The 23,014-nt window shown below is 58.0% G+C and carries 23 protein-coding genes; 9 read left to right on the forward strand and 14 right to left on the reverse strand.

Features of this window, described 5'->3' with window-relative positions:
* Nucleotides 1-52: 52 nt before the first annotated feature.
* Entirely contained in the window at nucleotides 53-1,129 is a 1,077-nt protein-coding gene (locus EQV93_RS10005; protein ID WP_240891567.1) for a 3-deoxy-7-phosphoheptulonate synthase, read from the forward strand.
* A gap of 60 nt (nucleotides 1,130-1,189) precedes the next feature.
* Here the strand turns inward: EQV93_RS10005 and EQV93_RS10010 are convergent, their stop codons facing one another.
* Complete coding sequence (locus tag EQV93_RS10010; protein ID WP_122784480.1) at nucleotides 1,190-1,471, reverse strand: GNAT family N-acetyltransferase; 282 nt, start codon at nucleotides 1,469-1,471, stop codon at nucleotides 1,190-1,192.
* Between the two features lie 417 nt (nucleotides 1,472-1,888).
* On the opposite strand from EQV93_RS10010, the gene oprI reads away from it, so the two are divergent.
* Nucleotides 1,889-2,140 (forward strand): outer membrane lipoprotei OprI, encoded by a 252-nt coding sequence (oprI, locus tag EQV93_RS10015; RefSeq protein WP_003172710.1) that lies wholly within the window; start codon nucleotides 1,889-1,891, stop codon nucleotides 2,138-2,140.
* Between the two features lie 122 nt (nucleotides 2,141-2,262).
* Here oprI and EQV93_RS10020 read toward each other — a convergent pair whose 3' ends face one another.
* The 3 genes from EQV93_RS10020 to EQV93_RS10030 all read right to left on the reverse strand — a co-directional run bounded on the left by EQV93_RS10020 (nucleotide 2,263) and on the right by EQV93_RS10030 (nucleotide 4,330).
* The gene (locus EQV93_RS10020) at nucleotides 2,263-3,276 is read right to left on the reverse strand and encodes a L,D-transpeptidase family protein (RefSeq protein ID WP_122784479.1); all 1,014 of its coding nucleotides are present in this window, start codon (nucleotides 3,274-3,276) and stop codon (nucleotides 2,263-2,265) included.
* 96 nt (nucleotides 3,277-3,372) lie between these two features.
* The gene (locus EQV93_RS10025; RefSeq protein ID WP_003446817.1) at nucleotides 3,373-3,666 is read right to left on the reverse strand and encodes a hypothetical protein; all 294 of its coding nucleotides are present in this window, start codon (nucleotides 3,664-3,666) and stop codon (nucleotides 3,373-3,375) included.
* A gap of 58 nt (nucleotides 3,667-3,724) precedes the next feature.
* Nucleotides 3,725-4,330, reverse strand: a complete 606-nt coding sequence (locus tag EQV93_RS10030; RefSeq protein ID WP_146383798.1) for an arylesterase — start codon at nucleotides 4,328-4,330, stop codon at nucleotides 3,725-3,727.
* Nucleotides 4,331-4,340: 10 nt separating this feature from the next.
* Between EQV93_RS10030 and EQV93_RS10035 the strand changes: the two genes are divergently transcribed.
* From EQV93_RS10035 to greB, 3 genes are read left to right on the forward strand one after another with little or no spacing between them, the layout of a single operon-like run.
* Nucleotides 4,341-5,024, forward strand: a complete 684-nt coding sequence (locus EQV93_RS10035) for an ABC transporter ATP-binding protein (protein ID WP_122784477.1) — start codon at nucleotides 4,341-4,343, stop codon at nucleotides 5,022-5,024.
* On the forward strand, nucleotides 5,024-7,528 hold the full coding sequence (locus EQV93_RS10040) for an ABC transporter permease (RefSeq protein ID WP_240891479.1): 2,505 nt from the start codon (nucleotides 5,024-5,026) through the stop codon (nucleotides 7,526-7,528). The genes EQV93_RS10035 and EQV93_RS10040 overlap by 1 nt, the downstream gene beginning before the upstream one ends.
* Before the next feature lie 34 nt (nucleotides 7,529-7,562).
* On the forward strand, nucleotides 7,563-8,060 hold the full coding sequence (gene greB, locus EQV93_RS10045; RefSeq protein WP_122784475.1) for a transcription elongation factor GreB: 498 nt from the start codon (nucleotides 7,563-7,565) through the stop codon (nucleotides 8,058-8,060).
* A gap of 5 nt (nucleotides 8,061-8,065) precedes the next feature.
* Here the strand turns inward: greB and EQV93_RS10050 are convergent, their stop codons facing one another.
* The 3 genes from EQV93_RS10050 to EQV93_RS10060 all read right to left on the reverse strand — a co-directional run bounded on the left by EQV93_RS10050 (nucleotide 8,066) and on the right by EQV93_RS10060 (nucleotide 10,571).
* On the reverse strand, nucleotides 8,066-8,374 hold the full coding sequence (locus EQV93_RS10050) for a class I SAM-dependent methyltransferase (RefSeq protein ID WP_146383799.1): 309 nt from the start codon (nucleotides 8,372-8,374) through the stop codon (nucleotides 8,066-8,068).
* Nucleotides 8,375-8,616: 242 nt separating this feature from the next.
* A complete protein-coding gene (locus EQV93_RS10055; protein WP_122784473.1) occupies nucleotides 8,617-9,051 on the reverse strand; it encodes a DoxX family protein in 435 nt (144 codons plus the stop codon).
* A gap of 101 nt (nucleotides 9,052-9,152) precedes the next feature.
* Nucleotides 9,153-10,571, reverse strand: coding sequence for a transglycosylase SLT domain-containing protein (locus EQV93_RS10060; protein WP_146383800.1), 1,419 nt, complete (start codon nucleotides 10,569-10,571; stop codon nucleotides 9,153-9,155).
* Between the two features lie 236 nt (nucleotides 10,572-10,807).
* Between EQV93_RS10060 and EQV93_RS10065 the strand changes: the two genes are divergently transcribed.
* The 3 genes from EQV93_RS10065 to EQV93_RS10075 all read left to right on the forward strand — a co-directional run bounded on the left by EQV93_RS10065 (nucleotide 10,808) and on the right by EQV93_RS10075 (nucleotide 13,588).
* Entirely contained in the window at nucleotides 10,808-11,629 is an 822-nt protein-coding gene (locus EQV93_RS10065) for a TatD family hydrolase (protein ID WP_240891480.1), read from the forward strand.
* 181 nt (nucleotides 11,630-11,810) lie between these two features.
* Nucleotides 11,811-13,205, forward strand: coding sequence for a methyl-accepting chemotaxis protein (locus tag EQV93_RS10070; protein WP_240891481.1), 1,395 nt, complete (start codon nucleotides 11,811-11,813; stop codon nucleotides 13,203-13,205).
* A 116-nt stretch (nucleotides 13,206-13,321) separates the two neighbouring features.
* Nucleotides 13,322-13,588 (forward strand): terminase, encoded by a 267-nt coding sequence (locus EQV93_RS10075; protein ID WP_122784469.1) that lies wholly within the window; start codon nucleotides 13,322-13,324, stop codon nucleotides 13,586-13,588.
* Here EQV93_RS10075 and EQV93_RS10080 read toward each other — a convergent pair whose 3' ends face one another.
* The 3 genes from EQV93_RS10080 to EQV93_RS10090 form a co-directional block, all read right to left on the reverse strand.
* Nucleotides 13,589-14,386, reverse strand: coding sequence for an acyl-CoA thioesterase (locus EQV93_RS10080; RefSeq protein ID WP_240891482.1), 798 nt, complete (start codon nucleotides 14,384-14,386; stop codon nucleotides 13,589-13,591). It lies immediately after the preceding gene.
* A 96-nt stretch (nucleotides 14,387-14,482) separates the two neighbouring features.
* Complete coding sequence (locus tag EQV93_RS10085) at nucleotides 14,483-15,247, reverse strand: CHAD domain-containing protein (protein WP_146425774.1); 765 nt, start codon at nucleotides 15,245-15,247, stop codon at nucleotides 14,483-14,485.
* 28 nt (nucleotides 15,248-15,275) lie between these two features.
* A complete protein-coding gene (locus tag EQV93_RS10090; protein ID WP_122784466.1) occupies nucleotides 15,276-15,557 on the reverse strand; it encodes a hypothetical protein in 282 nt (93 codons plus the stop codon).
* Nucleotides 15,558-15,718: 161 nt separating this feature from the next.
* Here EQV93_RS10090 and EQV93_RS10095 point away from each other — a divergent pair, with 161 nt between their 5' ends.
* The gene (locus EQV93_RS10095) at nucleotides 15,719-16,756 is read left to right on the forward strand and encodes a patatin-like phospholipase family protein (protein ID WP_146383803.1); all 1,038 of its coding nucleotides are present in this window, start codon (nucleotides 15,719-15,721) and stop codon (nucleotides 16,754-16,756) included.
* Here the strand turns inward: EQV93_RS10095 and EQV93_RS10100 are convergent.
* The 4 genes from EQV93_RS10100 to kdpB all read right to left on the reverse strand — a co-directional run bounded on the left by EQV93_RS10100 (nucleotide 16,753) and on the right by kdpB (nucleotide 23,005).
* Nucleotides 16,753-17,442 (reverse strand): response regulator, encoded by a 690-nt coding sequence (locus EQV93_RS10100; protein ID WP_122784464.1) that lies wholly within the window; start codon nucleotides 17,440-17,442, stop codon nucleotides 16,753-16,755. The two genes, EQV93_RS10095 and EQV93_RS10100, sit on opposite strands and share 4 nt — an antisense overlap.
* Nucleotides 17,443-17,478: 36 nt before the next feature.
* Complete coding sequence (locus tag EQV93_RS10105; RefSeq protein ID WP_240891483.1) at nucleotides 17,479-20,145, reverse strand: sensor histidine kinase; 2,667 nt, start codon at nucleotides 20,143-20,145, stop codon at nucleotides 17,479-17,481.
* A gap of 218 nt (nucleotides 20,146-20,363) precedes the next feature.
* Nucleotides 20,364-20,915, reverse strand: coding sequence for a potassium-transporting ATPase subunit KdpC (kdpC, locus tag EQV93_RS10110; protein ID WP_240891484.1), 552 nt, complete (start codon nucleotides 20,913-20,915; stop codon nucleotides 20,364-20,366).
* A gap of 17 nt (nucleotides 20,916-20,932) precedes the next feature.
* Nucleotides 20,933-23,005, reverse strand: coding sequence for a potassium-transporting ATPase subunit KdpB (gene kdpB / locus EQV93_RS10115; protein ID WP_240891485.1), 2,073 nt, complete (start codon nucleotides 23,003-23,005; stop codon nucleotides 20,933-20,935).
* Between the last annotated feature and the right edge of the window lie 9 nt (nucleotides 23,006-23,014).

A 23,014-nucleotide genomic window follows, 5' to 3' on the forward strand; every position in this document is an offset into this window, starting at 1 on the left:
CGCCGCACGGGGATCGCTGGCGGCCGGCACCCGTGACCTGACGAGTAACACGATGGCTGATTTACCGATCGACGACCTAAACGTTGCCTCCAACGAAACCCTGATCACCCCTGAACAGCTCAAGCGCGAGATTCCTCTCAGTGAGACCGCTCTGCAGACTGTGACCAAAGGACGTGAGGTAATTCGCAACATCCTGGATGGCAAAGACCATCGACTGTTCGTTGTCATCGGGCCTTGCTCGATCCACGACCTCAAGGCTGCCCACGAGTACGCCGAACGCCTCAAGGTGCTGGCGGCTGAAGTCAGCGATACGCTGTATCTGGTCATGCGCGTCTATTTTGAAAAACCGCGCACGACCGTTGGCTGGAAGGGCCTGATCAACGACCCGTATCTGGATGACTCCTTCAAAATTGAAGATGGCCTGCATATCGGTCGTCAACTGCTGCTGGATCTGGCTGAAATGGGCCTGCCAACAGCAACCGAAGCACTTGATCCGATTTCGCCACAGTACTTGCAAGACCTGATCAGCTGGTCAGCCATTGGCGCACGCACTACCGAGTCGCAGACTCACCGCGAGATGGCATCCGGCCTGTCTTCGGCAGTGGGCTTCAAGAACGGCACCGACGGCGGCCTGACGGTTGCCATCAATGCCTTGCAATCGGTCTCCAGCCCGCATCGCTTCCTGGGCATCAACCAGGAAGGCGGCGTCTCGATCGTCACCACCAAAGGCAACGCCTACGGGCACGTGGTATTGCGTGGCGGCAACGGCAAACCAAACTATGACTCAGTCAGCGTCGCCTTGTGTGAGCAAGCACTGAACAAAGCGAAAATCTTGCCGAACATCATGGTCGATTGCAGCCATGCCAACTCCAACAAGGACCCGGCCCTGCAACCGCTGGTGATGGAGAACGTCGCCAACCAGATCGTTGAAGGCAATCAGTCCATCATCGGCCTGATGGTAGAAAGCCACCTGAACTGGGGCTGCCAACCCATCCCTAAAAACCTGGAAGACTTGCAGTACGGCGTCTCGATCACTGATGCCTGCATCGACTGGGCGAGCACCGAAAGCACACTGCGCAGCATGCACGCCAAGCTCAGGGATGTACTGCCAAAACGTTCGCGCGGCTGATTGGCCGGTTACACGCGCACAAAAAAACCGGGCCTGGCCCGGTTTTTTTTGCGTGCTGGTTCAGGTACTCGCCTGAGGGCGCTTGTGGCGCTCCATATATCGCTCGACGTATGAACACGAAGGAATCACTCCGTAGCCCATTTTATCGGCGTAGTCGAGGGCCTCCTCGGTCAAGGCAGCCGCGATACCCCGCCCACGCAGTGCATTGGGCACAAATGTGCGGTAGATATCCAGCGTCTGCTTGCCTAGATCCATGTAGGTCAGGTAAGCGCGGTGACCGTCAACAATGGTCTCAAACTGGTGACCTGCCTGGTCATGGTGGATAGACAACGCCTCGCTCATCATTGCTCCTTAGCGGGTCTTGAACCGTGACCTCTACATTACTGTTGTTTTTGGGCCGAGGGAACTGCCTGCCATCACATACACCTTGCCTGTGCAAGGTGAGTTGTGTTCAAGAATAGCCCCTGCAAGAGCCTATTCTGGGGGATAGCAGCGCTTTCTTGCGGTCGAGGCTATGACGCATGCCCCCACTTAAAGTCACCTAATGGGGCCATGATTTTGACTTCGGTCAATACTGAGCAGGCTATTTTTCAAGCACAATTGGTTAACGTTAGTCGAAAGGCGTTGATTACTAGAAATTTTTTTTGGTTCTTGCGCTAGGTCAGTTTACTTACTACAAGTAATGGGTAGTATGTACGCCGGCTGTTTCCTCACTTTGAAGGAGCAGCTTCATTTAGAAAGTCCTTGAAGGGGAACACGATGAACAACGTTCTGAAATTCTCTGCTCTGGCATTGGCCGCAGTTCTGGCTACCGGTTGCAGCAGCGTATCTAAAGAAACTGAAGCCCGTCTGACTGCAACTGAAGATGCAGCAGCTCGCTCCCAGGCTCGTGCTGATGAAGCTTACCGTAAAGCTGATGAAGCTCTGGCTGCTGCTCAAAAAGCACAACAGACTGCTGACGAAGCTAACGAGCGCGCTCTGCGTATGCTTGAAAAAGCTAGCCGCAAGTAATAGTCCGTCAGGATTGTTACCAAGCCGATCCATTTATGGGTCGGCTTTTTTATTGCCGGCAACTAAGCAGGCAATAAAAAACCGCCAGGGCTAATGCCGTGGCGGTTTTTTTAACACTGCAATCAGGGTATGTAGTCCAACGACTGACCCACGGGTGCCGAGATATCAAAACCCACTTCGGTAGGCACTCCAGTTTCGGCGCGAACAACCTCCCACGCCTTGTCCCGATCAATCTGAATAGTCTCTTTCAAATCAGGGCGTTTAAGCACCGCATTCATCACTGCGTTATAGCGCTCGTTCAGTTCTTCAATTGAAGCTGCCGAAGGCGCCCCTACGGCGACCAGAGAACCATCGCTGACATTCAAGGGTTGATGCAGCTCAAGATAGACCTTGCCACCGCTGACACCGATCTTGTACGGCTCGTTGATGATTCTTACCGGCGTACCGACCGGCACCATGCTCGCCATTTGCAGCACGTTCTTGTTGAACATACGGAAACAGCCGTGGCTGGTGCCCGTGCCGATGCCGAATTTGGCATTGGAGCCATGAATCAGATAGCCAGGCATGCCCAGGGTGAATTTAAAAGGCCCCAGGGGGTTATCCGGGCCAGCCGGGACAACGTTCGGCAAGGGATCGCCATTCTTGGCATGCTCGGCCTTGATCGACGCAGGGGGCGTCCAGGTCGGGTTAGGCGTTTTAGCGGTAATCCTGGTAGTGCCTACGGGCGAACCCCAACCTTCTCGACCGATCCCCAGTGGAAAGGTGTAAACCACGTCGCGGTCTTTCGGAAAGTAGTACAAGCGGTACTCGGCCAGATTGATCACGATGCCTTCTCGCTTGCCCGGCGGCAAAACAAACTGGGTTGGCAGCACCACGTCGGTCTCTTCACCCTTGCGTTTGACCGGCAGCCAGGCATCCACGCCAGGATTGGCCGCAATCATTTCCGAGTAGCCCAATTCATACTTCTCGCCCAGATCGGCGAAGGAGTCTTCATATTGAGCCTTGATCACCTGCACCTGCCCCACAACATCTTCGCCGGGCGGCGGCAGCGCAAACTCAAGCGCAGAGACGGGGCCGGCAACACACAGTGCGGCAACTGACAGGTAGCGGGTGACCGCAGGTAGGCGCGACAACATCCGGAACATCCTTCGCAAAGCAACGGGGATAAAAAAAAGGAGTGTACACCGCGCCCACAGGGTTCGTGAGCCGGCTAAGGCGTCAGTCAGGTAACATCATAGTTCAAAGCGCAGTTCCGGCCAGATAGGCTCTGTACCGCGACGCTGCGACTCGATGATCGCCCGGCACAACGGGCAGAGCCGGTGATCCTGAAAGACCTTGCGCGTGACATCCGACCAGCGCGGTTGAGCAGGCAACAGCGAGCCGCATAACGTGCGATCAATGGTGCCGCCCAGTTCAAGTTGGCGCGTGACCAGATGCACCCGAACTTCCTGGCAGGCGAACAGATCGAGCTGTTCGTCAGGCTCGATCAGTTGATAGGCATATAAAGACCAGGCAGGACGCGACATCTGGGGCTCCAAATCAGGGGGGCGCCACATTAGCCGAAACACTGCCAGTAGAGAAGCATCAAAGCAGGGGTTTTAGCACCGGCCATACATTATTCAGCAGCTTCTCCTGCGCCGGGACTGCAGGATGTACGCCATCTGCCTGCATCAAATCGGGATGCCCCCCTATTCCTTCAAGGAAAAACGGCACAAGCGCTACCTTCTTTTCTTGAGCCAGATCGCTATACACCTTGGCAAACGCCGTCGTATAGCGCACACCATAATTGGGCGGTATCTGCATACCCAGCAGCAGCACTTTGGCACCGGCTGCGCGTGACTGATCAATCATGCTCGCAAGATTTTGTTGCAATTGCGCCGGAGGCTGGCCACGCAAGCCGTCATTACCGCCCAGCTCTAGAATCACTACGTCGGGCTTATGCGCTGCAAGCAGTGCTGGTAGCCGCGCCAACCCGCCCGCACTGGTGTCGCCGCTGATGGATGCGTTGACCACTTTGTCGTCATACCCTTGCTGCTTGAGACGCTGCTCCAGCAAGGACACCCACCCAAGACGGGTATCCAGGCCGAAACCCGCGCTGATACTATCGCCGACGATCAATAGTGTTCCCGCCGTTGCAGACTGAGCTATACACATCAGGGTCAGAGCAGCACTTAAAAACCACACACGCATTGGATTCTCCATGGGCGAAAGTATTCTCACCGCGCAGAACCTTAGCAAAGTGGTTCACAGCGCGGAAGGCGAGTTAACCATCCTTCACCCCTTGAGCCTAGCGCTGAACAAGGGCGACAGCCTGGCGATTGTTGGCGCATCGGGGTCGGGTAAATCCACATTACTGGGCTTGCTGGCCGGTCTGGACCTGCCCAGCGAAGGCGAAGTCATACTGGCCGGGCGGGCCTTGAGCACGCTGGATGAAGACCAGCGCGCGCGAGTACGGGCTGAACATGTCGGCTTTGTGTTCCAGTCATTCCAGTTGCTCGACAGCCTCAATGCGCTGGAAAACGTCATGCTGCCGCTGGAGCTTGACGGCCGCAAAGATGCCCGCGCCCATGCCCGGCACCTGCTGGAACGGGTCGGTTTGGGTCAACGTCTGAGTCACTCGCCACGCCAACTGTCTGGCGGTGAGCAACAACGGGTGGCTATCGCCCGCGCATTTGCCGCCAACCCCGACGTGCTGTTTGCCGATGAACCCACTGGCAATCTGGACAGCCACACGGGTGAGCGCATCACTGATCTGCTCTTTGAGCTGAACAAGGAGCGCGGCACTACCCTGGTGCTGGTGACGCATGACGAACGCCTGGCGCATCGTTGCCGGCGCCTGATCCGCCTTGAAGCTGGCCATCTGGTCGGCCCTCTGGAGCCCTGATGGCACGCCTTCCGTTGTTGCGTCTGTTCAGCCTCGCCGTGCGCCAATTGCTACGCGACGCCCGCGCCGGAGAGTTGCGAGTTCTGTTCTTCGCCCTGCTGGTGGCCGTTGCAGCCAGCACGGCCATCGGCTACTTCGGTGCGCGTCTCAATGGCGCCATGCTGTTGCGTGCCACCGAGTTTCTGGGGGCTGATCTGGTCCTTGACGGCAGCACCCCGGCCCGCGCAGAACAAGTGCGCACTGGCCTCGATCTTGGCCTGGAACACGCGCGTGTTGTCGAATTTTCCAGCGTCATCGCCACTGACAACGGCATTCAACTGTCCAGTATCAAGGCGGCCGATAGCGCTTACCCTTTACGTGGAGAGTTGAAAAGTGCGGCCCAACCTTACGCCGAGGAGCAGCCCGGGGGCGGTCCAAAACCCGGAGAGGCCTGGGCGGAATCACGACTGCTCACGGCACTGGACCTGAAAGTCGGTGATGAGATCGATGTCGGCTCAAAAACCGTGCGAATCACCCGGGTTCTGACCTATGAACCCGACCGTGCCGGCAATATTTACAGCCTCACCCCCCGGGTTCTGATCAATCTTGATGATCTGGCAGCCACGGGCATCGTGCAACCGGGTAGCCGAGTCACCTTTCGCGAGCTGTGGCGTGGGGACGCGCCTGCGCTTGAGTCTTATCGACAAACACTTAAGCCCGGCCTTGATGCTAACCAGCGCTTGCTCGACGGGCGTGACGGCAACCAGCAAATTGGCGGCGCTCTGGGCAAGGCCGAACGCTACTTGAATATGGCCAGCTTGGTGGCCGTGCTGTTGTCGGGTGTGGCCGTGGCATTATCGGCCACCCGGTTTGCCAACCGACGTTTTGATGCAAGCGCCCTGCTGCGCTGCCTGGGCTTGTCGCGCAGCGAAACCTTGTGGTTATTCACTCTGCAACTCGCATTGCTTGGGCTACTGGCAAGTCTCGCCGGCGCCTTGCTGGGCTGGCTGGCGCAGCTCGGTTTATTCGCGATCCTGCATAATCTGCTGCCGTCCGACGTGCCGCCCGGAGGCCTGATGCCAGCCATAGCAGGCATGGGCACCGGGCTTGTCGCCTTGGCCGGCTTCGCCCTGCCGCCGTTGGCTGCACTGGGGCGCGTGCCCCCCTTACGCGTATTGCGCCGCGACATACTGCCTGTGCCCGCCAGCACCTGGACGGTTTACGGAGCGGCCCTGTTGGCGCTCGGTCTGATCATGTGGCGCATGAGTCTGGATCTGGTGCTGACTTTTGCCCTGCTCGGCGGTGGCGTTATTGCCGCATTGGTGCTCGGCGGGCTGTTATTGCTGGGGCTGCAAAGCCTGCGTCGATTATTGGCACGTTCGACACTGGCGTGGCGACTGGGGCTGGGCCAGCTTCTGCGTAACCCGCTGGCAGCAGCGGGCCAGTCCCTGGCTTTTGGCCTGATTTTGCTGTCGATGGCTTTAATCGCACTGCTGCGTGGCGAACTGCTGGACACGTGGCAAAACCAGTTGCCCAAAGACGCGCCCAATTATTTTGCCCTGAACATTCTGCCAGCCGACAAAGACGCTTTCGGCGCTCGCCTGCACGAGCTACAAGCTCAGGCCGCGCCGCTTTATCCCGTTGTCCCTGGACGTTTGGTCAGCATTAATGGCGAGCCGGTGCAAGAGATCGTCACTAAAGACTCCAGTGGCGACAAAGCCATCCAGCGCGACTTGAGCCTGACCTGGGCAGCTCAATTGCCCGAGGGCAATAAGTTGACAGATGGCAGGTGGTGGAGCGCACAACCTGAAGGGGATATTCCCGGCGTATCGGTCGAGGCCAAAGTCGCCGAGAGCCTGAAACTGAAGGTGGGCGACCATCTGACCTTTACCGTCGGCGGGGTTAATCGCGAGGCGCAAGTCACCAGTTTGCGCAGCATCAACTGGGACAACTTCCAGCCGAACTTCTTTATGATTTTCCAGCCTGGAACGTTGCAGGACTTGCCCACCACCTACCTCACCAGCTTTTATCTGGCACCAGGGCATGACAAGGAAATCATCGAACTTTCACGCAGTTTCCCGGCGGTGACCATTCTGCCCATCGAAGCTTTGCTCGCGCAGCTGCGCAGCATCCTGGCCCAAGTGACCATCGCGGTTGAATACGTGCTGTTGTTTGTTTTGGCAGCCGGCCTGGCGGTGTTGTTTTCCGGCCTGCAATCGACCCTGGATGAGCGCATTCGCCAAGGTGCTCTGCTGCGGGCTCTGGGGGCAGAAAGGCAACTGTTGGTCAAAGCCCGTCGCATTGAGTTCGGTTTGCTGGGTGCAACCAGTGGTTTGCTGGCGGCTCTGGGCACTGAATTGGTGAGCCTGGTCTTGTATCGCTTTGCTTTTGACCTGCCGTGGCATCCTCACCCGTGGCTTCTATTACTCCCGGTAGTGGGTGCGCTTATGGTCGGCGGCGCAGGGGTCTTTGGCACCCGCCGAGCGCTCAATGCCAGCCCGCTGACAGTATTGCGCGAGGGCTGATAGACTCGCGCCCTTCTCTGCCAACGGATTGCCCATGAGCCGCTATCGCCCTCCTCGCCCTGCTGGCACCGCGCTAATCACCCCCGAAGGTGAAGCGCGGATGCGCGCCGAACTGCATGAGCTATGGCATGTACGCAGGCCGCAAGTGACCCAGTCGGTCAGTGAGGCCGCGGCCCAAGGGGATCGCTCAGAAAACGCTGAATACACTTACGGCAAGAAAATGCTGCGCGAAATTGACAGTCGCGTACGCTTTCTCACCAAACGTCTGGAGAGTCTCAAGGTAGTCAGCGAGAAGCCCAGCGATCCGAATAAAGTCTATTTCGGCGCATGGGTCACGATCGAGGACGAAGAAGGCAAACAATCACGCTACCGCATCGTCGGCCCTGACGAGCTTGACCTCAAGCAGGGGCTCATCAGCATCGACTCTCCGCTGGCACGGGCCTTGATCGGCAAAGCGCTGGATGCTGAAGTCCAGGTGCAAACACCCACCGGTGAGCAATGGGTGTATATCGTTGCGATTGAGTACCCGTAACGCCGTTAGCCTAAAGCAATCAAGCCCTGACGCGAGACCCGGATCAAGTTGCGGATAACGACTTCGGCCTCTTCGGCTCTCGGCGATTGAATGACCGCCAGATCAAAGCTGTCGCTGGCAAAACGCGCCAGTTCGTCACCCTCTTCCACAAATTGAATCAAGAAGGCCGAAGCACGGCCTTTGCGACGTGGCCAGCCGTCCAGCCAACGCAGCAGCGTAGGTTGATGCTTACCACCCAGAAGGATTTTTGGATTGCGCAGGTACGAGTTGGCAGTGACAGGTGCCAAGCTTGCAACGGGACGTGGTTGACTCATGTTTCGGTTCTCCGCCTCAGGATTCTGCGTGGCAGGTGAGAGGCAACACCGAACCAGCGCTTTAGCGGTATTTCGAGGTTTGCTGCAAACCTCTTAGAAAGTCTAGTGACCCTCTGGCGCCCCGCAAGTAGCTGTTTAAATCGGCGCAAGAAAACATCCTAGATAAACCGCCTTGCAACTGTCAAGAATCTCGTACAACGAAAAAGGCCCGTACTAGACGGGCCTTGGAGCTGCGCAGAGGTTTACCGGGCGATGACACGATCAAACGACAGTTTGCCCGCCCCTTCGATCAGCACCGCAAGCGTGCCGCCCAACAGGGCCAAGGCAAACTCGTAGCCATTGTTGGCCATAAACAAGCCGTTATGGATATGCACCGAGAAGATCGCTACCAGCAACGTGAAAGACAATCCCAGTGCTGCTGGGCGAGCCAGTAAACCAATGATCAAGGCCAACCCGCCAAAGAACTCCGTGCCGCCCGACAACAGCGCCATTAGCGTGCCCGGCGCCAGGCCAATGCTTTCCATCCATTGAGCCGTACCCGCCAGACCGCCCCCACCAAACCAGCCGAATAGTTTTTGCGAGCCGTGAGCGGCGAAGATGATGCCGACAAAAATCCGCAAAAGGGTCAAGCCATAACCTGCACGCGTGCTCAGTAGGATCTGGATGAATTTGCTCATGGTGAAGTCCTTTGACTATTCAGGTGGGAATGGCGCCATATTAATCAGTTTTTAAAATGTTAAAAGTCGAATAAACCCAACTAAACAATCGATTTTTTAGATCACTTGCGTGATGCCACCGCTGACTTTGCGGGCTCTAAAGAGCCCCGAACCCGATCAAAAGCCAAAAAGTATTTATTCACACTATTAACGTAACTGACCGGCCCCATCCCAACCTGCTCCATCGCAATGCGCTCAACCTGAAAGAACCATTGATCCGGGTTCAACCCGCGTCGCCGGGCTTCGGCCCGCATCCCCTGCACACGTTCCGGCCCCATGTTGTAAGCCGCCAGTACAAAGGCCATGCGCTCTCTCTCATTGAGCTTGGGACTGGAAAAAAACTTGCGCCGAATCATCGCCAGGTACTTGGCCCCGGCTTGCACATTGTTATCAACGTTTTGAATGTTATTGACGCCCACCCGTTGGGCTGCCGACGGGGTAATTTGCAACAATCCTGTTGCCCCGCCGCCGCCTTTGGCATTGGGGTTCAGGGTTGACTCCTTGAAAGCCAGCGCGGCCAGATTAAGCCAGTCCATACCCTGTTGACCGGCATGTTTTTGCAGCACCGGGCGTAACTGCTCAAGCTTCTTGCGGTCGGCCCGGGCCAGCGGGTTATGCACACGGTACAAACGCCGATAAACCCGCTCAAACGCCATGTCCTGATTGGACGGCGCTTTATAGCCAACTAAAAAACGATCAATGCTCGCCCGTAACATTGAGGCATCACGCCGCACGTACCAGCGCATGGCTCTGGGCTCACTGATCAGTACCTTGCGATCGAAGTGCAGCTTGGGCATCAGCGTGGCCCAACGCTCAGCAATTGGCTTTTCAACGATCGTCAGATGAAAAATACCGGCTTGCACCATCTCCAGTACATCTTCAACTGCAAGCGTCGGGTCGACCCACTCGATCTTTACGGGAGGCAATTTGCGCAGGGCCAGCTTTTGATTGACCCCATTCACCGCGGCCCCCGCCGCGCTGCCGGTGGTCAGCGCCACTGTACGCCCAGAAAGCTGCTCCAGACGGGTGAAACGCCGCTGCCCTTTGCCGCCCACCAGCAGCAAGGGCACGTCATCGACAATCGGGGCGCTGGCACTGATTGCACGGCCGGGCTTGAGGTTGAACAGTTCGCCGGGGGCCACCACATCACCCTCGCCACGCGACAGGGCGCCGAGCAATTGGTCTTTGGCTTTAGGGATGATCTTGAGGGTGATTTTCTGGCCATCACGGGCATGGCCATTGAGGTAGCGTTCGAAAGCGCGCAAGCGATGGTATTCAACGCCAATGTCCTGACCCTGAACCTCACCCGAACTGTTGCGGCTTTGATTGACCAGCACCCGCAGTACCTTACTGCTGCGAATCTGCGCCAGATCACGGGCCTGACTCGGTTTGCCGACCTGCGAAGGTCCGGCCAGACGCGCCGTCGCCGATACGGGCAAGATCATGAGACACAGGGCAATCAATAGCGTGGGTCTAATCATCCGTTCTCCGGAGTGAATGGCCTTCAGCACTGGATCGATTTACCCGACCACCGGTTACCCTTTTGGGATTAAAAAAGCGCTGAAAACAGTAAGCAAACGTACAGCGGCAGTCTTTGCAAACCTGGCGTTACGTTGATGCGGCATTCAAAGACAACCATAACTGTCTGTAGTTCTTGGTTTTTCTTATCAATCTACAGCTCTGATATGCTTCCCGGCCTCTGGCCTGAGGTAGCACCATGCAACTCATCGATATCGGCGTCAACCTGACCAACCCCAGCTTTGACGGCAAACACCAAGCCGTCTTAGAGCGTGCTTACACGGCAGGCATCTCACAATTGGTGCTCACGGGCACCAGTGTTGAAGGCAGTGAACAAGCCTTGAATCTGTGCCGCGAGCTGGATGAAAGCGCGCAGCGCCTGTTTGCAACGGCGGGTATCCACCCCCACTCGGCCAGTGATTGGAATGGCGATAGCGCCCAACGTTTACTGGCACTGCTCAAAGAGCCCAACGTGCGCGCCGTTGGCGAATGCGGGCTGGACTTCAACCGAGACTTCTCCCCAAGACCGCAGCAGGAAAAGGTCCTGGAGGAACATTTGGCGATGGCCGTTGACTTGCAATTACCCGTGTTTTTGCATGAGCGCGACGCCAACCAGCGCCTGCTGGAAATTCTGCGTAACTACCGCGATCACTTGCCAGCGGCAGTGGTGCACTGTTTTACCGGCGAAAAACGCGCGCTGTTCAGTTACCTGGATATGGATTTGCACATCGGCATCACTGGCTGGTTTTGTGACGAGCGACGTGGCACTCACTTACACCCGTTGGTGCGCGACATCCCCCGTGGCCGCTTGATGCTGGAAAGCGACGCACCGTACTTGCTGCCACGCACCTTGCGACCCAAGCCTAAAAATGGCCGCAACGAACCGGCATATTTGACCGAAGTGCTGCGCGAAGTGGCCCTGCACCGCGAAGAAAGCCAACAAGACCTGGCCGCCCACACCACCGCCTGCGCACGGGCGTTTTTTGGACTGCCCGTGATCATTGGCTCACCTGAAGCGTAGTAACTGCCGAAGGCTTCGTCCGGCGACAGCAGCGTCAATCCGCGGACGTCGCCTTCAGCAACACACACCGGTCAGTTGCCTCTGCCCCCAACCTTGACCCATATCAACAGGCCCTTCTGGAATACCGGCACAATGATGGCACCTTGCCAATATTGTGCGTGCAAAACAGAGAAGACCTCCCATGGGTACCTGGCTTAGCAACATCTCGCTCAAATACAAATTCTGGGCCGTCAATGCGGTGGCCTTTGTCACCACCTTGCTGCTGGTGCTGTATGCCGTACACCTTGAGCAGCAAGCACGCAGTGACGCTGCACTGGCCAACGCCCAAGAGCACGCCCGGGTACTCAGTGCCTGGCCCGCCGGTCAGCCACTGCCTGAGCCCTCTTATCTGCTGCGCGTACCAGCCGGCCAGCCGACGCCACCAGGAACCCTCAGAGTTACGCGCGACGACGGCCAGAACCTTGCGGTCAAGGCTGATGCCCCGAGCTTCAAACAGGTATTTCTAGAGCGCCTACCCCACTATGCAGTGGCCGTTTTGGTGCTGATGCTGGCCATGCTCGGGGCCTCACAATTGCTCATCCGCTTTTTGCTGAGCCAACTCAACACGCTCAAGGACGTGATGTTGAATGTCGAACAGACCGGTGACTTATCAGCCCGTGTGCCGTTGGCCTGCACCGATGAAGTCGGACAGATGGCCAGCGCCTTCAACGCCATGCAGGCTGGTTTTCAGCGCGTCGTCAATACGGTCGCCCAAACTGCTGCGCAGCTGGATGTGGGTGCGGCGCGGCTGGCCAGCAGCATGGATGAGGTGCGTCAGGGGATGCTCGGACAACAGAGCGAAACAGATCAGGCAGCGACAGCCATCAATGAAATGTCCGCCACTGTCTACCACATTGCTCAACACGCGGGCGCCACACGCGACCTCTCACAAACCGCAGATACCTTGGCGGGCAGCGGTCAACAGGTGGTAAGCCGCGTGCAATACTCCATCGCCAGCTTGTCCACCGGGGTGCAAACCACCGCCGAGATGATTCAACAACTCGCTCTGGACAGTCAGAAGATCAATAGCGTGGTCGGGGTCATTCACAGTATTGCCGAACAAACCAATCTGCTGGCGCTCAATGCCGCTATTGAAGCCGCTCGTGCCGGCGAAATGGGCAGAGGCTTTGCGGTCGTGGCGGATGAAGTGCGCAACCTGGCCAAACGCGTACAAGCCTCCACCGATGAAATTACGCTCATGGTGTCAGCCTTGCAGTCAGGGACTCGCGACGCGGTGGACTTTATGCAGGAGAGCTCATTCAAGGCTGACGACTGCGTGCAGCAAGCGCAAGAAGCGGGTGCTGCGCTGGCCGAGATCACTCAGGCCGTGGCGCAGATGCGCGAAAGCAACACCCAGATTGCGGTGGCCGCCGAGCAGCAAAGCCAAGTGGCCGAGGAGATGAATCGGGCGGTGGTCAGCATTCGCGACGTCACCGAAAACACCGTACAGCAGACCGTCGACTCGGCCACCACCAGCAACCAACTGGCAACTCTGGCAGGGGAATTGAACCGCGCCATTGGCCAGTTAAAGCTATAGGCAACTGCCTATAAGGCCAATAGCCATTGTTGATTCGCCGTTCTTGGCGCTGCGCCCTATTCTTTGTTTATCCGGTTCAGCCAAGACTGAACCCAAACAACACAAGGAGAGCAATCATGGGCAAACAACATCCTGACCAACCTGCCTGGCAATGGCGCTCCAGCCCACTTAACGCACAGAGCGCTGCACTGCAAGCGCTTGACCTGATCGCCATTCCGATCATGGTCGTTGCCTTTTTGCTGATGGCTTCAGGCGTATTCAGCAACAATGCAACAAGTGCCGTGATCGGACTGGTTGCGCTGATCGCAGGCATGGTCATCCAGCATCAAGGCCGCCAACTTGAAGGGCAGGCCAAAGATCGTCAGCGCAGCAAAACGTTCTGATTAACCGAAAACGGTTACGGTCTGGCGGCTGATCGCAATCAGCTCACCCTCGGGCGACCACAGATTAGCCGCCACATGGCCGTAGCCATCGCGGGCATGCTCGATAACCGCCAAATATTTGCACCAGTCCAGTGTGCGGACGTTTCGAAACGGCTGCACAAACTCAATGGTCCAGGTCAATGTACTGCCCGCCGTCGGTTTATTGAGCATCGATAGCAACGCAGGCGGCCAGGCATCAACCAGCGCCAGCAGATGGGTTTCGGTCAAGGGCTCGTCGAGCAGATCCCCGCCGAGGCGCACCCAGCCACCCATTTCACGTGTGCCACGACCGCTGAACGGCAGCCCACCCACTGCCCACGCCATCGACACATGGCGCATGAACTCAGGGGTGATGCCCTTGATATAGGGTAATAGCTGACAGTCTGCGTGTGCTTTCATTTCAGGCCCCGGCACACTGTCGACGCTCACCACAGATTCACGTGCAGCCCCAAAGCTGCCTTGAACCAGTGTGACAACCTGGCCATTTTGCATCGCCCGTCCCAGCACCTGAGTGACTGCCTTGCCTTCGCGCAGTATCTCGACCTCAAAACTGACCGGCACACCCGGTTCAGCCGGCCCGACAAAACTCACCGACAATGAACGCAATGTTCGTTCGGCCGGAATTTGCGCGCGCATGGCTTCGTATTGCAGAGCCACCATCAGACCGCCAAATGTTGCGCGCCCTTGCCCCCAATCTGCCGGAATAGTCACTGCCTTCGGGTCGTGACGCACCGCAGCGACCAATGCTGAAAATTCCATGAGCACCTCACAAGTGGATAAAACACCGGGCAATACTACGCAGGGCTTATCCCGTGTACAGGCCTTGAATGCGCCAAACTCCGGGCTTTGTGCCGATTATTGAAAACAAGCCGCACTGAGCTTGACCAGAGCCCGATCTGCGCGTTTCTCGCCACGCACCAACGCCGCGCGCCATTGCTCCACACATGGCTGCAAATCGGGCTTTTGCTCGGCCTGAACCAGCCATTGCCACGCGTCATGCCACTCACCCAGCGCCTGTTGCGCCTGTTTCAAACGGCTGAGCACCCGCGCGGACAATTCGTTGAGTTGGGGGTAGGCCTCAGCTCCGTAGCGCACGCGCTTGATTAACAAGCGCACGCGATGACGATCATGGCCGGGGTCATTCAGTGCTTTTTCAAGCGTCAGCCATTGCTTCTCGAGCACCTTTTCGACGCGTTGACGCAGCCCTCGCAACAGCCCCTCGCGTTCAGCGGCCCGGATAAAGCGAGGAAACACGTCAACAATCATCAATAACTGAGCCAACTGGACGCTGTCGGCCACCGTCGGGTAAATCCCCGCCAGTTGCTCGCGTCGACGGGCCGCCAATAGAGGCTGGTCATGCTCTTGCAAATAGGCCGCCAGCACTTCCAGGTCACGCCAGGGAGTCGTGTAACTCCCCACCTGGGACGCCGCCATTTCCAATTGCACCACACCCGGCAAGCCGCGCAACGGTCGCAGTAAACTGCGCAATCGACGCACCGTGGTGCGTAAATCGTGCAACGCTTCAGGATCCGTTTCGGCTTGCAGGCGCGCCTGACAGGCCAACAGCTTGACCTCCAGGCGTACTACATTTTCTATTATCCGGTCCGCCAACTCAGCCATCCGTCCCCTCCTCTTTCACCCTGCCGGTTTAACGTCCGGCACGGGACTCTTTGATATAAAAGCGCGCTTTTTCTGATTTGATGGTGCAACCTTCAAACGCTTCAAATTGCTGCTGTGTTTTAGCCGCAGTCAGCAAGGACAGCGCTTTGGAGTAGCTGACCGTGCCTGCAAAACCTTCAGCCTTGGCCAGATCAAGCTCATGCCAGGCGGCGTCCAGCTGAGTGGCACAGCTGTCTCGGTAAGCAGATTTATTGCCCGCACAACCTGCCAGAGCCAACGCAATAAATGGAACACACATCCAGGCTTTCATGGGGGTTTCCTCAAAAATAAACAGTCAGAACAAGCTAAGACGAAAAAACGGCATAAAAGTGCCCTGCGTACTGATCCGTATACTAGCCCACCGAAATAGTTTGAGCTGTCGCTACACTTCACTCACAGGCAATGTTCACCTGCCAGTCGAAGGATCGAGTCATGAAAAAGCGTATTGCATTGGTATTAGGCTCCGGCGGTGCCCGCGGTTATGCCCACATCGGTGTCATTGAAGAGCTGGAGCGGCGCGGCTACGACATCGCCTGCATTGCTGGCTGCTCGATGGGCGCAGTCGTCGGCGGCATTTACGCTGCCGGCAAGCTTGACGAATACCGCAACTGGATTCAAAACCTGGATTACCTCGACATATTGCGTCTGGTCGATGTGAGCTTTCGGTTGGGTGCCATCCGCGGTGAAAAAGTTTTCGGGCATATCCGCAATATTGTCGGCCCGATGAATATCGAAGACCTGCGTATTCCTTACACCGCCATTGCCACCGACCTGACCCACCAGCAGGAAGTCTGGTTTCAACAAGGCTGTCTGCATCAGGCCATGCGCGCTTCGGCAGCCATTCCGAGCCTGTTCACCCCGGTGGTGCAAGGTAACCGCATGCTGGTCGATGGCGGCCTGCTCAATCCGTTGCCCATCGTGGCGGTCGTTTCCGGCCATTGCGACCTGATCGTCGCGGTCAATCTGAACTCGACGATTCAAAGCAGTTACCAACTGCCCGTCATTGCGCGCCCTGCGAGTTTTAAAGGGCGTTTTGATAATTTGATCAGCTCGCTGGGATCGCGCATGCCGTTCCGCACCAGGCATGTCGAGGAATTACTCAACCTGGAACGTGAAATGCTCAAGCCCATCATTGAGCCGCTTGCGCAAACGCCACGCGATCCCTGGCTCGAGTCATCCTACCCAAATCCCAAACCGGCAGACCCGGCGACTCCCCACTCGGCAGACGGCTCGGTGGTGATTGATACGGTGGGGCCAGCCTCTTTGGTGGATTTGATCAACCAAAGTTTTGAAGTGATGCAAACCTCGTTGGCACAGTACAAGATCGCCGGTTACCCGCCCGACATCCTGATCAATGTGCCGAAGAAGGTCTGCCGCTTTTTCGAGTTTTACAAGGCACCCGAATTGATCGAACTGGGCCGGCAAATTGCCAAAGACACGCTGGACCGTTACGAAAGTCAGGAACACTAAACCTCAAGCAGTCTGTAACCGACCCCGGCTTCAGTGGCGATAAAGCGTGGCCGGGTGGGATCGTCTGCGAGCTTTTGCCGTAAATGACCCACCACAATGCGCAGGTAATGGCTGTTTTCGGTATGGCTGGGGCCCCATATATCCTTGAGCAATTGCTGTTGGGTAATGACCCGCCCCGGGTACCGCGCCAGTTGTGCCAACACGGCGTATTCCTTGCGCGTCAGAGCCACTTCGACACCGTTGAGCTGCACCCGGCGAAAAGCAAAATCGATGGTCAGCGGACCGAGCGAAAGTGCTGCATCGAGGGTTTCTCCTGCCGGTGCGTGACGTAACAACGCACGAATCCGCGCCAGAAACTCCTGAATCCCGAACGGCTTGGTGACGTAATCATTGGCCCCACCGTCCAGCGCTTCAACCTTTTGCGCTTCGCTGGCACGTACTGAAAGCACCAGGACTGGCACGTTCGACCACTCCCGAAACTCGCGCAGCACCTGCTGGCCATCCATGTCAGGCAAGCCCAGATCCAGCACCACTAAATCCGGCTTTTTCAACGCAGCCTGACTCAAACCTTCCGTGCCCGTTGCGGCTTCGTGCACGATGTAGCCTTGGGAAACCAGACTGATGCGCAGAAATTTACGAATCTGCGGCTCGTCGTCGATGACCAAAATAGTCGCGTTCTGGCTCATGGCTGCTCATCGTGAATAAAGAATGGCCAAAGAGTATCAGTCTTCATGTTCCAGCTCTTCAGTCCCTGGCTCGGGCTGTTCGGGCAATGGCAAAAACAAGGTGATGCAGGTGCCCTGCCCGTCAATACCTTCAGCCACCGTAATGCGTCCGCCGTGCGCACCGACCATTCCCTGACAGATCGCCAACCCCAGCCCGGTACCCTGGCCACCGCGGTCGCCTCGGGCGGCGGTGTAAAACATGTCGAAAATCTGTGCCCGTTCAACCTCTGGGATTCCCGGACCCTGATCGCTGACGGCAAACCACAGCTCTCGCTCATCCGCACCGGCCTGCAGTACCAATCGCCCCTGAGGCGGTGAAAAGCGCGCTGCATTTTCCAGCACATTGATCAATGCTTGCTCGATCAAGGCCGCGTGGATATGCAACAGCGGTAGTTGCCCCGGCACCTCAACCTGCACCTGCAAGGGCGCCAGCACCGCGCGCAAGCGGCTCAAGGCGCTGGCGACTATATCCGTCGGGGAAACCCAGTCGCGGGCCAGCTTGAGCGCCCCATGCCCCAGGCGAGTCATGTCCAACAGGTTCTGGATATAGCGATCAAGGCGTTCCGCTTCGTCACGGGTGCCTTCGAGCAATTCACGCCGGTCATGCAAAGGGATTGCCTCACCCAGAGCCAATAACGTATCGATACTGCCGCGCATGGTGGTCAAAGGCGTGCGCAAGTCATGGGACACGGACGCCAGCAGTGCGCTGCGCAATTGTTCGGTCTCACCGTGCAAGCGTGCCGCTTCGAGGTCTTGCGCCAACCGGGCACGCGCCAATGCTTGCGCCAGCGGCTGGCTGAGCGCCATCAACAAACGCCGGCGTTGCCCGTTAAGCGGCTGACCGGCGCGGCTACGCACACCCAGTAATGCCAGGGGGCCATCCTCCACCGTCAAGGGCCACCACCACCAATTGCTGATCGGCAAGGTATCCGTTCCCTGTCCGGCGGGCTGGTCATGGCTCCAGGCCCAGTCGGCGGCAGCGCGCTCGGCTTCATTGAATTGCAGCGGGCCGCCGGTTTCTATCAGCCAGCCTTGCGCGCCATCGCGGTTGAGCAGGCACATCTCAAGGTCCTTCCAGCCACTGAAATGCTGAGCCGCTGCGCTGATCACGGCTTTACGGTCAGTGGCGGCGGTGAGTTTGCGTGACAGGTCGAGCAGTTGCGTGGTCTCTTCTTGAGTTTCGCGCAGTGCCTGTAGCTGTCGACGCTGACGCGCGGCAAGGTTGCCGGTGAGGGCCGCCATCAACAAGAAAAACAGCAACGTCAGCACGTCTTCTTCGCGCTGGATGCTGAACGAAAAATTGGGCGGGATAAACAGGAAGTCATACGCCAGAAATGACAGCGCCGCACAGACCAGCGCAGGCCCCAGGCTGCTGCGTACCGCGACCAGTAACACAGCAGCGAGAAACACCAATGAGATATTGGGCAGCGCCAGTACGCTGGACACCCCCCAGGCCAAAGCGCTGGCCAATCCTGTGGCAAGCACTGCCAATGCGTAGTCAAACCAGCCGACCGAGTGACTGGCACGACGCGCGACAGGGGCAGTTGATTGCTCATGGTCGAGCACGTTGATTTCCAACCCATGAGCATCACGCAATAACCGCGCCGCCAGCCCTCCACCCAGCAGGCGACGGTGCCAGCGCAAGCGCGACTGGCCAACCAGCAACAAACTGGCGCGCCGTTCACGGGCGTGCTGAATCAAGGTTTTGGCCACTTCGCCAGCACGCAGCAACACCACTTCACCGCCAAGGCGCTCAGCCAAAAGCTGGGCACTTTGCAGACGCAACCGCGATTGTTCGTCGCGGGGGCGACCGTTATCAACGTGCACCAGACTCCAGGGCAAATGCCGACGTTCAGCCACACGACTGGCATGGCGCACCAGTCGCTCGGCCTGCTCGTCACCGTCAATTCCGACCACTAACCGACCACGCAACGCCGGCGCACTCTGACCGAGCTGGCGATAGCCTTTGTCCAGTTCATCGTCGACGTACACGGCGGCGGTCTGCATGGCCAGTTCGCGCAGGGCATTGAGGTTGGTCTGGGAAAAAAAGGCGTCAATAGCGGCCCGCGCCTGTTCCGGCACATACACCTTGCCTTCGCGCAAGCGTTCAAGCAGCTCACGCGGTGGCAGGTCGATCAGCACCAACTCATACGCTTCTTGAACGATCCAGTCCGGTACGGTTTCGCGCACCTGTACCCCGGTAATGCCCCGCACCTGATCGTTCAGGCTTTCCAGATGCTGGACATTGACCGTGGTGTAGACGTCGATGCCAGCCGCCAACAACTCCTGAACATCTTGCCAGCGCTTGGTGTGCCGGCTGCCCGGGGCATTGCTGTGGGCCAGTTCATCCACCAGTACCAACTGCACATTGGCGCCGAGCAGACCGTCGAGGTCCATCTCTTCAAGCTGAACCCCTCGGTATTCCGAGCGCAACGAAGGCTGCTGAGGCAAGCCGTTGAGCAGCGCCTCGGTTTCAGCCCGACCGTGGGTCTGGACCACACCTGCGAGCAGCTTTACCCCTTGGCGCAACTGCGTGTGCGCGGCTTGCAGCATGGCGTAGGTTTTACCCACTCCGGGCGCCGCGCCCAGAAACACCTTGAGTCGGCCACGGCCCGCGCGGGGTAAATCGGCTAACAGTGCATCGGCGCGCGAGGCGTTCGACATGAGATTTAACCCGTTATTTGAAGGCGCTACGCCGCTGATCCCCGTAGCAGTTGACGAGTAATGCGAGGCTACGTTCGACGATGCAATCGTCGCAAGTGCCAACAGCGTGATTTATCTGAAACGCCAATGTTAAGTGGTTTACTGATACCGTGGATTGAATGACTTTACGACGGCTACGCCGCCGATCGCAGCCTTCGTTCCTCGTCAGCGGCTACAGGTTATGGCGCCATCTGTGCCAGCGCCCGATTAAGCAGCAATACGTTGACCACTGGCGGACCTACCAGGGGCTGTTCGATATGCTGTTTCACCAGTTGTTCGACGGTCTGTTCTGGCAAACCGCGTGATGCCGCAACGCGTGCCAGTTGATAGCGAATTGCCGCTGGTGGCAAGTGCGGGTCGAGCCCGCTGCCCGAGGTGGTCAACAGCGCCAAGGGCACCGGCCCCTGATCCGCAACCGCCTGCTCCGCGGCACTGGCCTTGATCCGCAGGGCCAGCGCCGGATTGCTTGGCGCCAGGTTACTGGCCGCACTCGCGACAGTGGCAAAGGCTCCCGCAGAGGGCCGAGGATGAAACCAGCTCTCACCGTTGAAATCTTGCGCGATCAGGGCCGAACCTTGCACCTGGCCATCACGGCCATGGATCAGGCTGCCATTGGCCTGCTCGGGGAAGGCCAATTGGGCAATTCCAGTCACGGCCAGCGGGTAAATCACCCCGGTAATGGCGGTCATCAACAGCATCAGGCTCAGGGCCGGGCGTAATAATGAAGTCATGATTTTTTCTCCAAAACCTAAACCAGATGCAGCGCAGTGAGCAGCATGTCGATCAGTTTGATGCCAATAAAAGGCACCACCAAACCGCCCACGCCATAGATCAGCAGGTTGCGTCGCAGCAGTTGCGCCGCACTGGCCGCCTGCACCCGCACGCCCCGCAATGCCAGCGGGATCAGCACGACAATGATCAGCGCGTTAAACACAATGGCCGACAGGATGGCGCTCTGCGGGCTGTGCAGGTGCATCACGTTCAGCACGCCCAGTTGCGGGTAGATCGAGGCGAACAGGGCCGGCAAAATCGCAAAGTACTTGGCAACGTCATTGGCGATGGAAAACGTGGTCAGCGCACCGCGCGTCACCAACAATTCTTTACCGATTTGCACCACATCCAGCAGTTTGGTCGGGTCACTGTCGAGGTCGACCATGTTGGCGGCTTCGCGTGCCGCCTGTGTACCGTCGTTCATCGCCATGCCCACGTCCGCCTGAGCCAGGGCCGGTGCGTCATTGGCACCATCGCCGCACATGGCCACCAGTCGCCCGTCATTTTGCTCGTGGCGGATACGCGCCAGTTTTTTCTCCGGTGTGGCCTCAGCCAATACGTCATCAACCCCCGCCTCGGCCGCAATGGCTGCAGCCGTCAGCGGGTTGTCGCCCGTCACCATCACCGTGCGAATGCCCAACTTACGCAGTTCGGCAAAGCGCTCGCGTATCCCCGGCTTGACCACGTCCTTAAGATGAATCGCACCCAGCAACTTGCCCTGGGCACAGACCAGTAAAGGCGTGCCGCCGCTTTGAGCGATTTTGTCTATTTCGCGCGACAGGGCGGGCAGTACTTCGTTGCGGGCCAGGCCTACGAATGCCAGCACCGAGTCCACCGCTCCCTTGCGGTAGATCCGACCCTGACAGTCGATACCCGACAAGCGTGTTTCAGCGGTAAAAGGCACCGCACTGAACTGAGCAGCGTCAGGCTCCGGCAAGGTGTGCAGGCCGCGAATAAACTCGACGATAGACTTGCCTTCAGCGGTTTCGTCCGCCAGCGAAGCCAGCAATGCCCCTTCTGCCAGCTCTTTGGCGGTCACGCCGGCAGAGGCATACAACGCCGTACACCGGCGGTTACCGAAGGTAATGGTGCCGGTTTTATCCAGCATCAGCACATGCACATCGCCTGCTGCCTCTACCGCACGGCCGGACTTGGCAATCACATTGAGTCGTACCAGTCGGTCCATGCCAGCGATGCCGATGGCTGAGAGCAAACCGCCAATGGTGGTCGGAATCAGTGTCACCAGCAGTGCCACCAGAAACACCAGCGGCAAGCTGCCACCGGCAAAGTAGGCAAAGGGCTGCAAGGTCACGACAACAATCAGAAAGATCAGGGTCAGACCGATCAGCAGGATATCCAGCGCCACTTCGTTGGGGGTTTTCTGCCGCTTGGCGCCTTCGACCAGTGCAATCATGCGATCCAGAGTCGACTCGCCAGGGTTGGCACTGATCCGCACCAGCAACCAGTCCGACACCAGCCGGGTGTTGCCGGTGACCGCCGAGCGATCGCCCCCCGACTCTCGTATCACCGGCGCAGACTCACCCGTAATCGCAGCTTCGTTGACGGCGGCAATGCCTTCTATCACTTCGCCATCACCGGGGATCATTTCACCCGCTTCGACGCGCACCACATCGCCTTTGCGCAGGCGCGTGGCGGGGATGACTTCAAAACTGCCGGCACTGGTCATGCGCCTCGCACTCAAGCCGACGCTGCCGGCTTTAAGACTGTCCGCGCGGGCCTTGCCACGGCCTTCAGCCAAGGCTTCGGCAAAATTGGCAAACAGCACGGTAAACCACAGCCACAAGGCGATTTGCACCGCCACCGCAGTGGGCACTGCCGGTTCCGGTAGCAGGCACAACAGGGTGGTGAAAATAGCCGTTAACTCCACCACCAGCATCACCGGCGATCGCTTGAGCTGGCGCGGGTCGAGTTTGACGAACGCTTGCCATAAGGCCGGTCGCCACAGGTCGGCAAACGCCGTCTTGGGTGACTCATGAGGATGGGCTTCAGGCACGGAGGAAATCTTTGAACCAGGAGCAGGCATATTCATCATCGTGTC

This window comes from Pseudomonas sp. TMW22091 (genome assembly GCF_022496705.1).
In the GTDB taxonomy this organism is placed as follows: Bacteria; Pseudomonadota; Gammaproteobacteria; order Pseudomonadales; family Pseudomonadaceae; genus Aquipseudomonas; species Aquipseudomonas saxonica.

What these genes read in the sequence shown, in the direction of transcription:
- EQV93_RS10065 (WP_240891480.1), top strand. Translation starts at nt 10,808, where the DNA reads ATGCAACTCATCGATATCGGCGTCAACCTGACCAACCCCAGCTTTGAC.
- EQV93_RS10050 (WP_146383799.1), bottom strand. Translation starts at nt 8,374, where the DNA reads ATGAGTCAACCACGTCCCGTTGCAAGCTTGGCACCTGTCACTGCCAAC.
- kdpC (WP_240891484.1), bottom strand. Translation starts at nt 20,915, where the DNA reads ATGACTTCATTATTACGCCCGGCCCTGAGCCTGATGCTGTTGATGACC.
- EQV93_RS10040 (WP_240891479.1), top strand. Translation starts at nt 5,024, where the DNA reads ATGGCACGCCTTCCGTTGTTGCGTCTGTTCAGCCTCGCCGTGCGCCAA.
- EQV93_RS10055 (WP_122784473.1), bottom strand. Translation starts at nt 9,051, where the DNA reads ATGAGCAAATTCATCCAGATCCTACTGAGCACGCGTGCAGGTTATGGC.
- EQV93_RS10085 (WP_146425774.1), bottom strand. Translation starts at nt 15,247, where the DNA reads ATGGCTGAGTTGGCGGACCGGATAATAGAAAATGTAGTACGCCTGGAG.
- oprI (WP_003172710.1), top strand. Translation starts at nt 1,889, where the DNA reads ATGAACAACGTTCTGAAATTCTCTGCTCTGGCATTGGCCGCAGTTCTG.
- EQV93_RS10025 (WP_003446817.1), bottom strand. Translation starts at nt 3,666, where the DNA reads ATGTCGCGTCCTGCCTGGTCTTTATATGCCTATCAACTGATCGAGCCT.
- kdpB (WP_240891485.1), bottom strand. Translation starts at nt 23,005, where the DNA reads ATGAATATGCCTGCTCCTGGTTCAAAGATTTCCTCCGTGCCTGAAGCC.
- EQV93_RS10005 (WP_240891567.1), top strand. Translation starts at nt 53, where the DNA reads ATGGCTGATTTACCGATCGACGACCTAAACGTTGCCTCCAACGAAACC.
- EQV93_RS10090 (WP_122784466.1), bottom strand. Translation starts at nt 15,557, where the DNA reads ATGAAAGCCTGGATGTGTGTTCCATTTATTGCGTTGGCTCTGGCAGGT.
- EQV93_RS10105 (WP_240891483.1), bottom strand. Translation starts at nt 20,145, where the DNA reads ATGTCGAACGCCTCGCGCGCCGATGCACTGTTAGCCGATTTACCCCGC.
- EQV93_RS10020 (WP_122784479.1), bottom strand. Translation starts at nt 3,276, where the DNA reads ATGTTGTCGCGCCTACCTGCGGTCACCCGCTACCTGTCAGTTGCCGCA.
- EQV93_RS10060 (WP_146383800.1), bottom strand. Translation starts at nt 10,571, where the DNA reads ATGATTAGACCCACGCTATTGATTGCCCTGTGTCTCATGATCTTGCCC.
- EQV93_RS10010 (WP_122784480.1), bottom strand. Translation starts at nt 1,471, where the DNA reads ATGAGCGAGGCGTTGTCTATCCACCATGACCAGGCAGGTCACCAGTTT.
- EQV93_RS10035 (WP_122784477.1), top strand. Translation starts at nt 4,341, where the DNA reads ATGGGCGAAAGTATTCTCACCGCGCAGAACCTTAGCAAAGTGGTTCAC.
- EQV93_RS10070 (WP_240891481.1), top strand. Translation starts at nt 11,811, where the DNA reads ATGGGTACCTGGCTTAGCAACATCTCGCTCAAATACAAATTCTGGGCC.
- EQV93_RS10100 (WP_122784464.1), bottom strand. Translation starts at nt 17,442, where the DNA reads ATGAGCCAGAACGCGACTATTTTGGTCATCGACGACGAGCCGCAGATT.
- EQV93_RS10075 (WP_122784469.1), top strand. Translation starts at nt 13,322, where the DNA reads ATGGGCAAACAACATCCTGACCAACCTGCCTGGCAATGGCGCTCCAGC.
- EQV93_RS10030 (WP_146383798.1), bottom strand. Translation starts at nt 4,330, where the DNA reads ATGCGTGTGTGGTTTTTAAGTGCTGCTCTGACCCTGATGTGTATAGCT.
- EQV93_RS10080 (WP_240891482.1), bottom strand. Translation starts at nt 14,386, where the DNA reads ATGGAATTTTCAGCATTGGTCGCTGCGGTGCGTCACGACCCGAAGGCA.
- greB (WP_122784475.1), top strand. Translation starts at nt 7,563, where the DNA reads ATGAGCCGCTATCGCCCTCCTCGCCCTGCTGGCACCGCGCTAATCACC.
- EQV93_RS10095 (WP_146383803.1), top strand. Translation starts at nt 15,719, where the DNA reads ATGAAAAAGCGTATTGCATTGGTATTAGGCTCCGGCGGTGCCCGCGGT.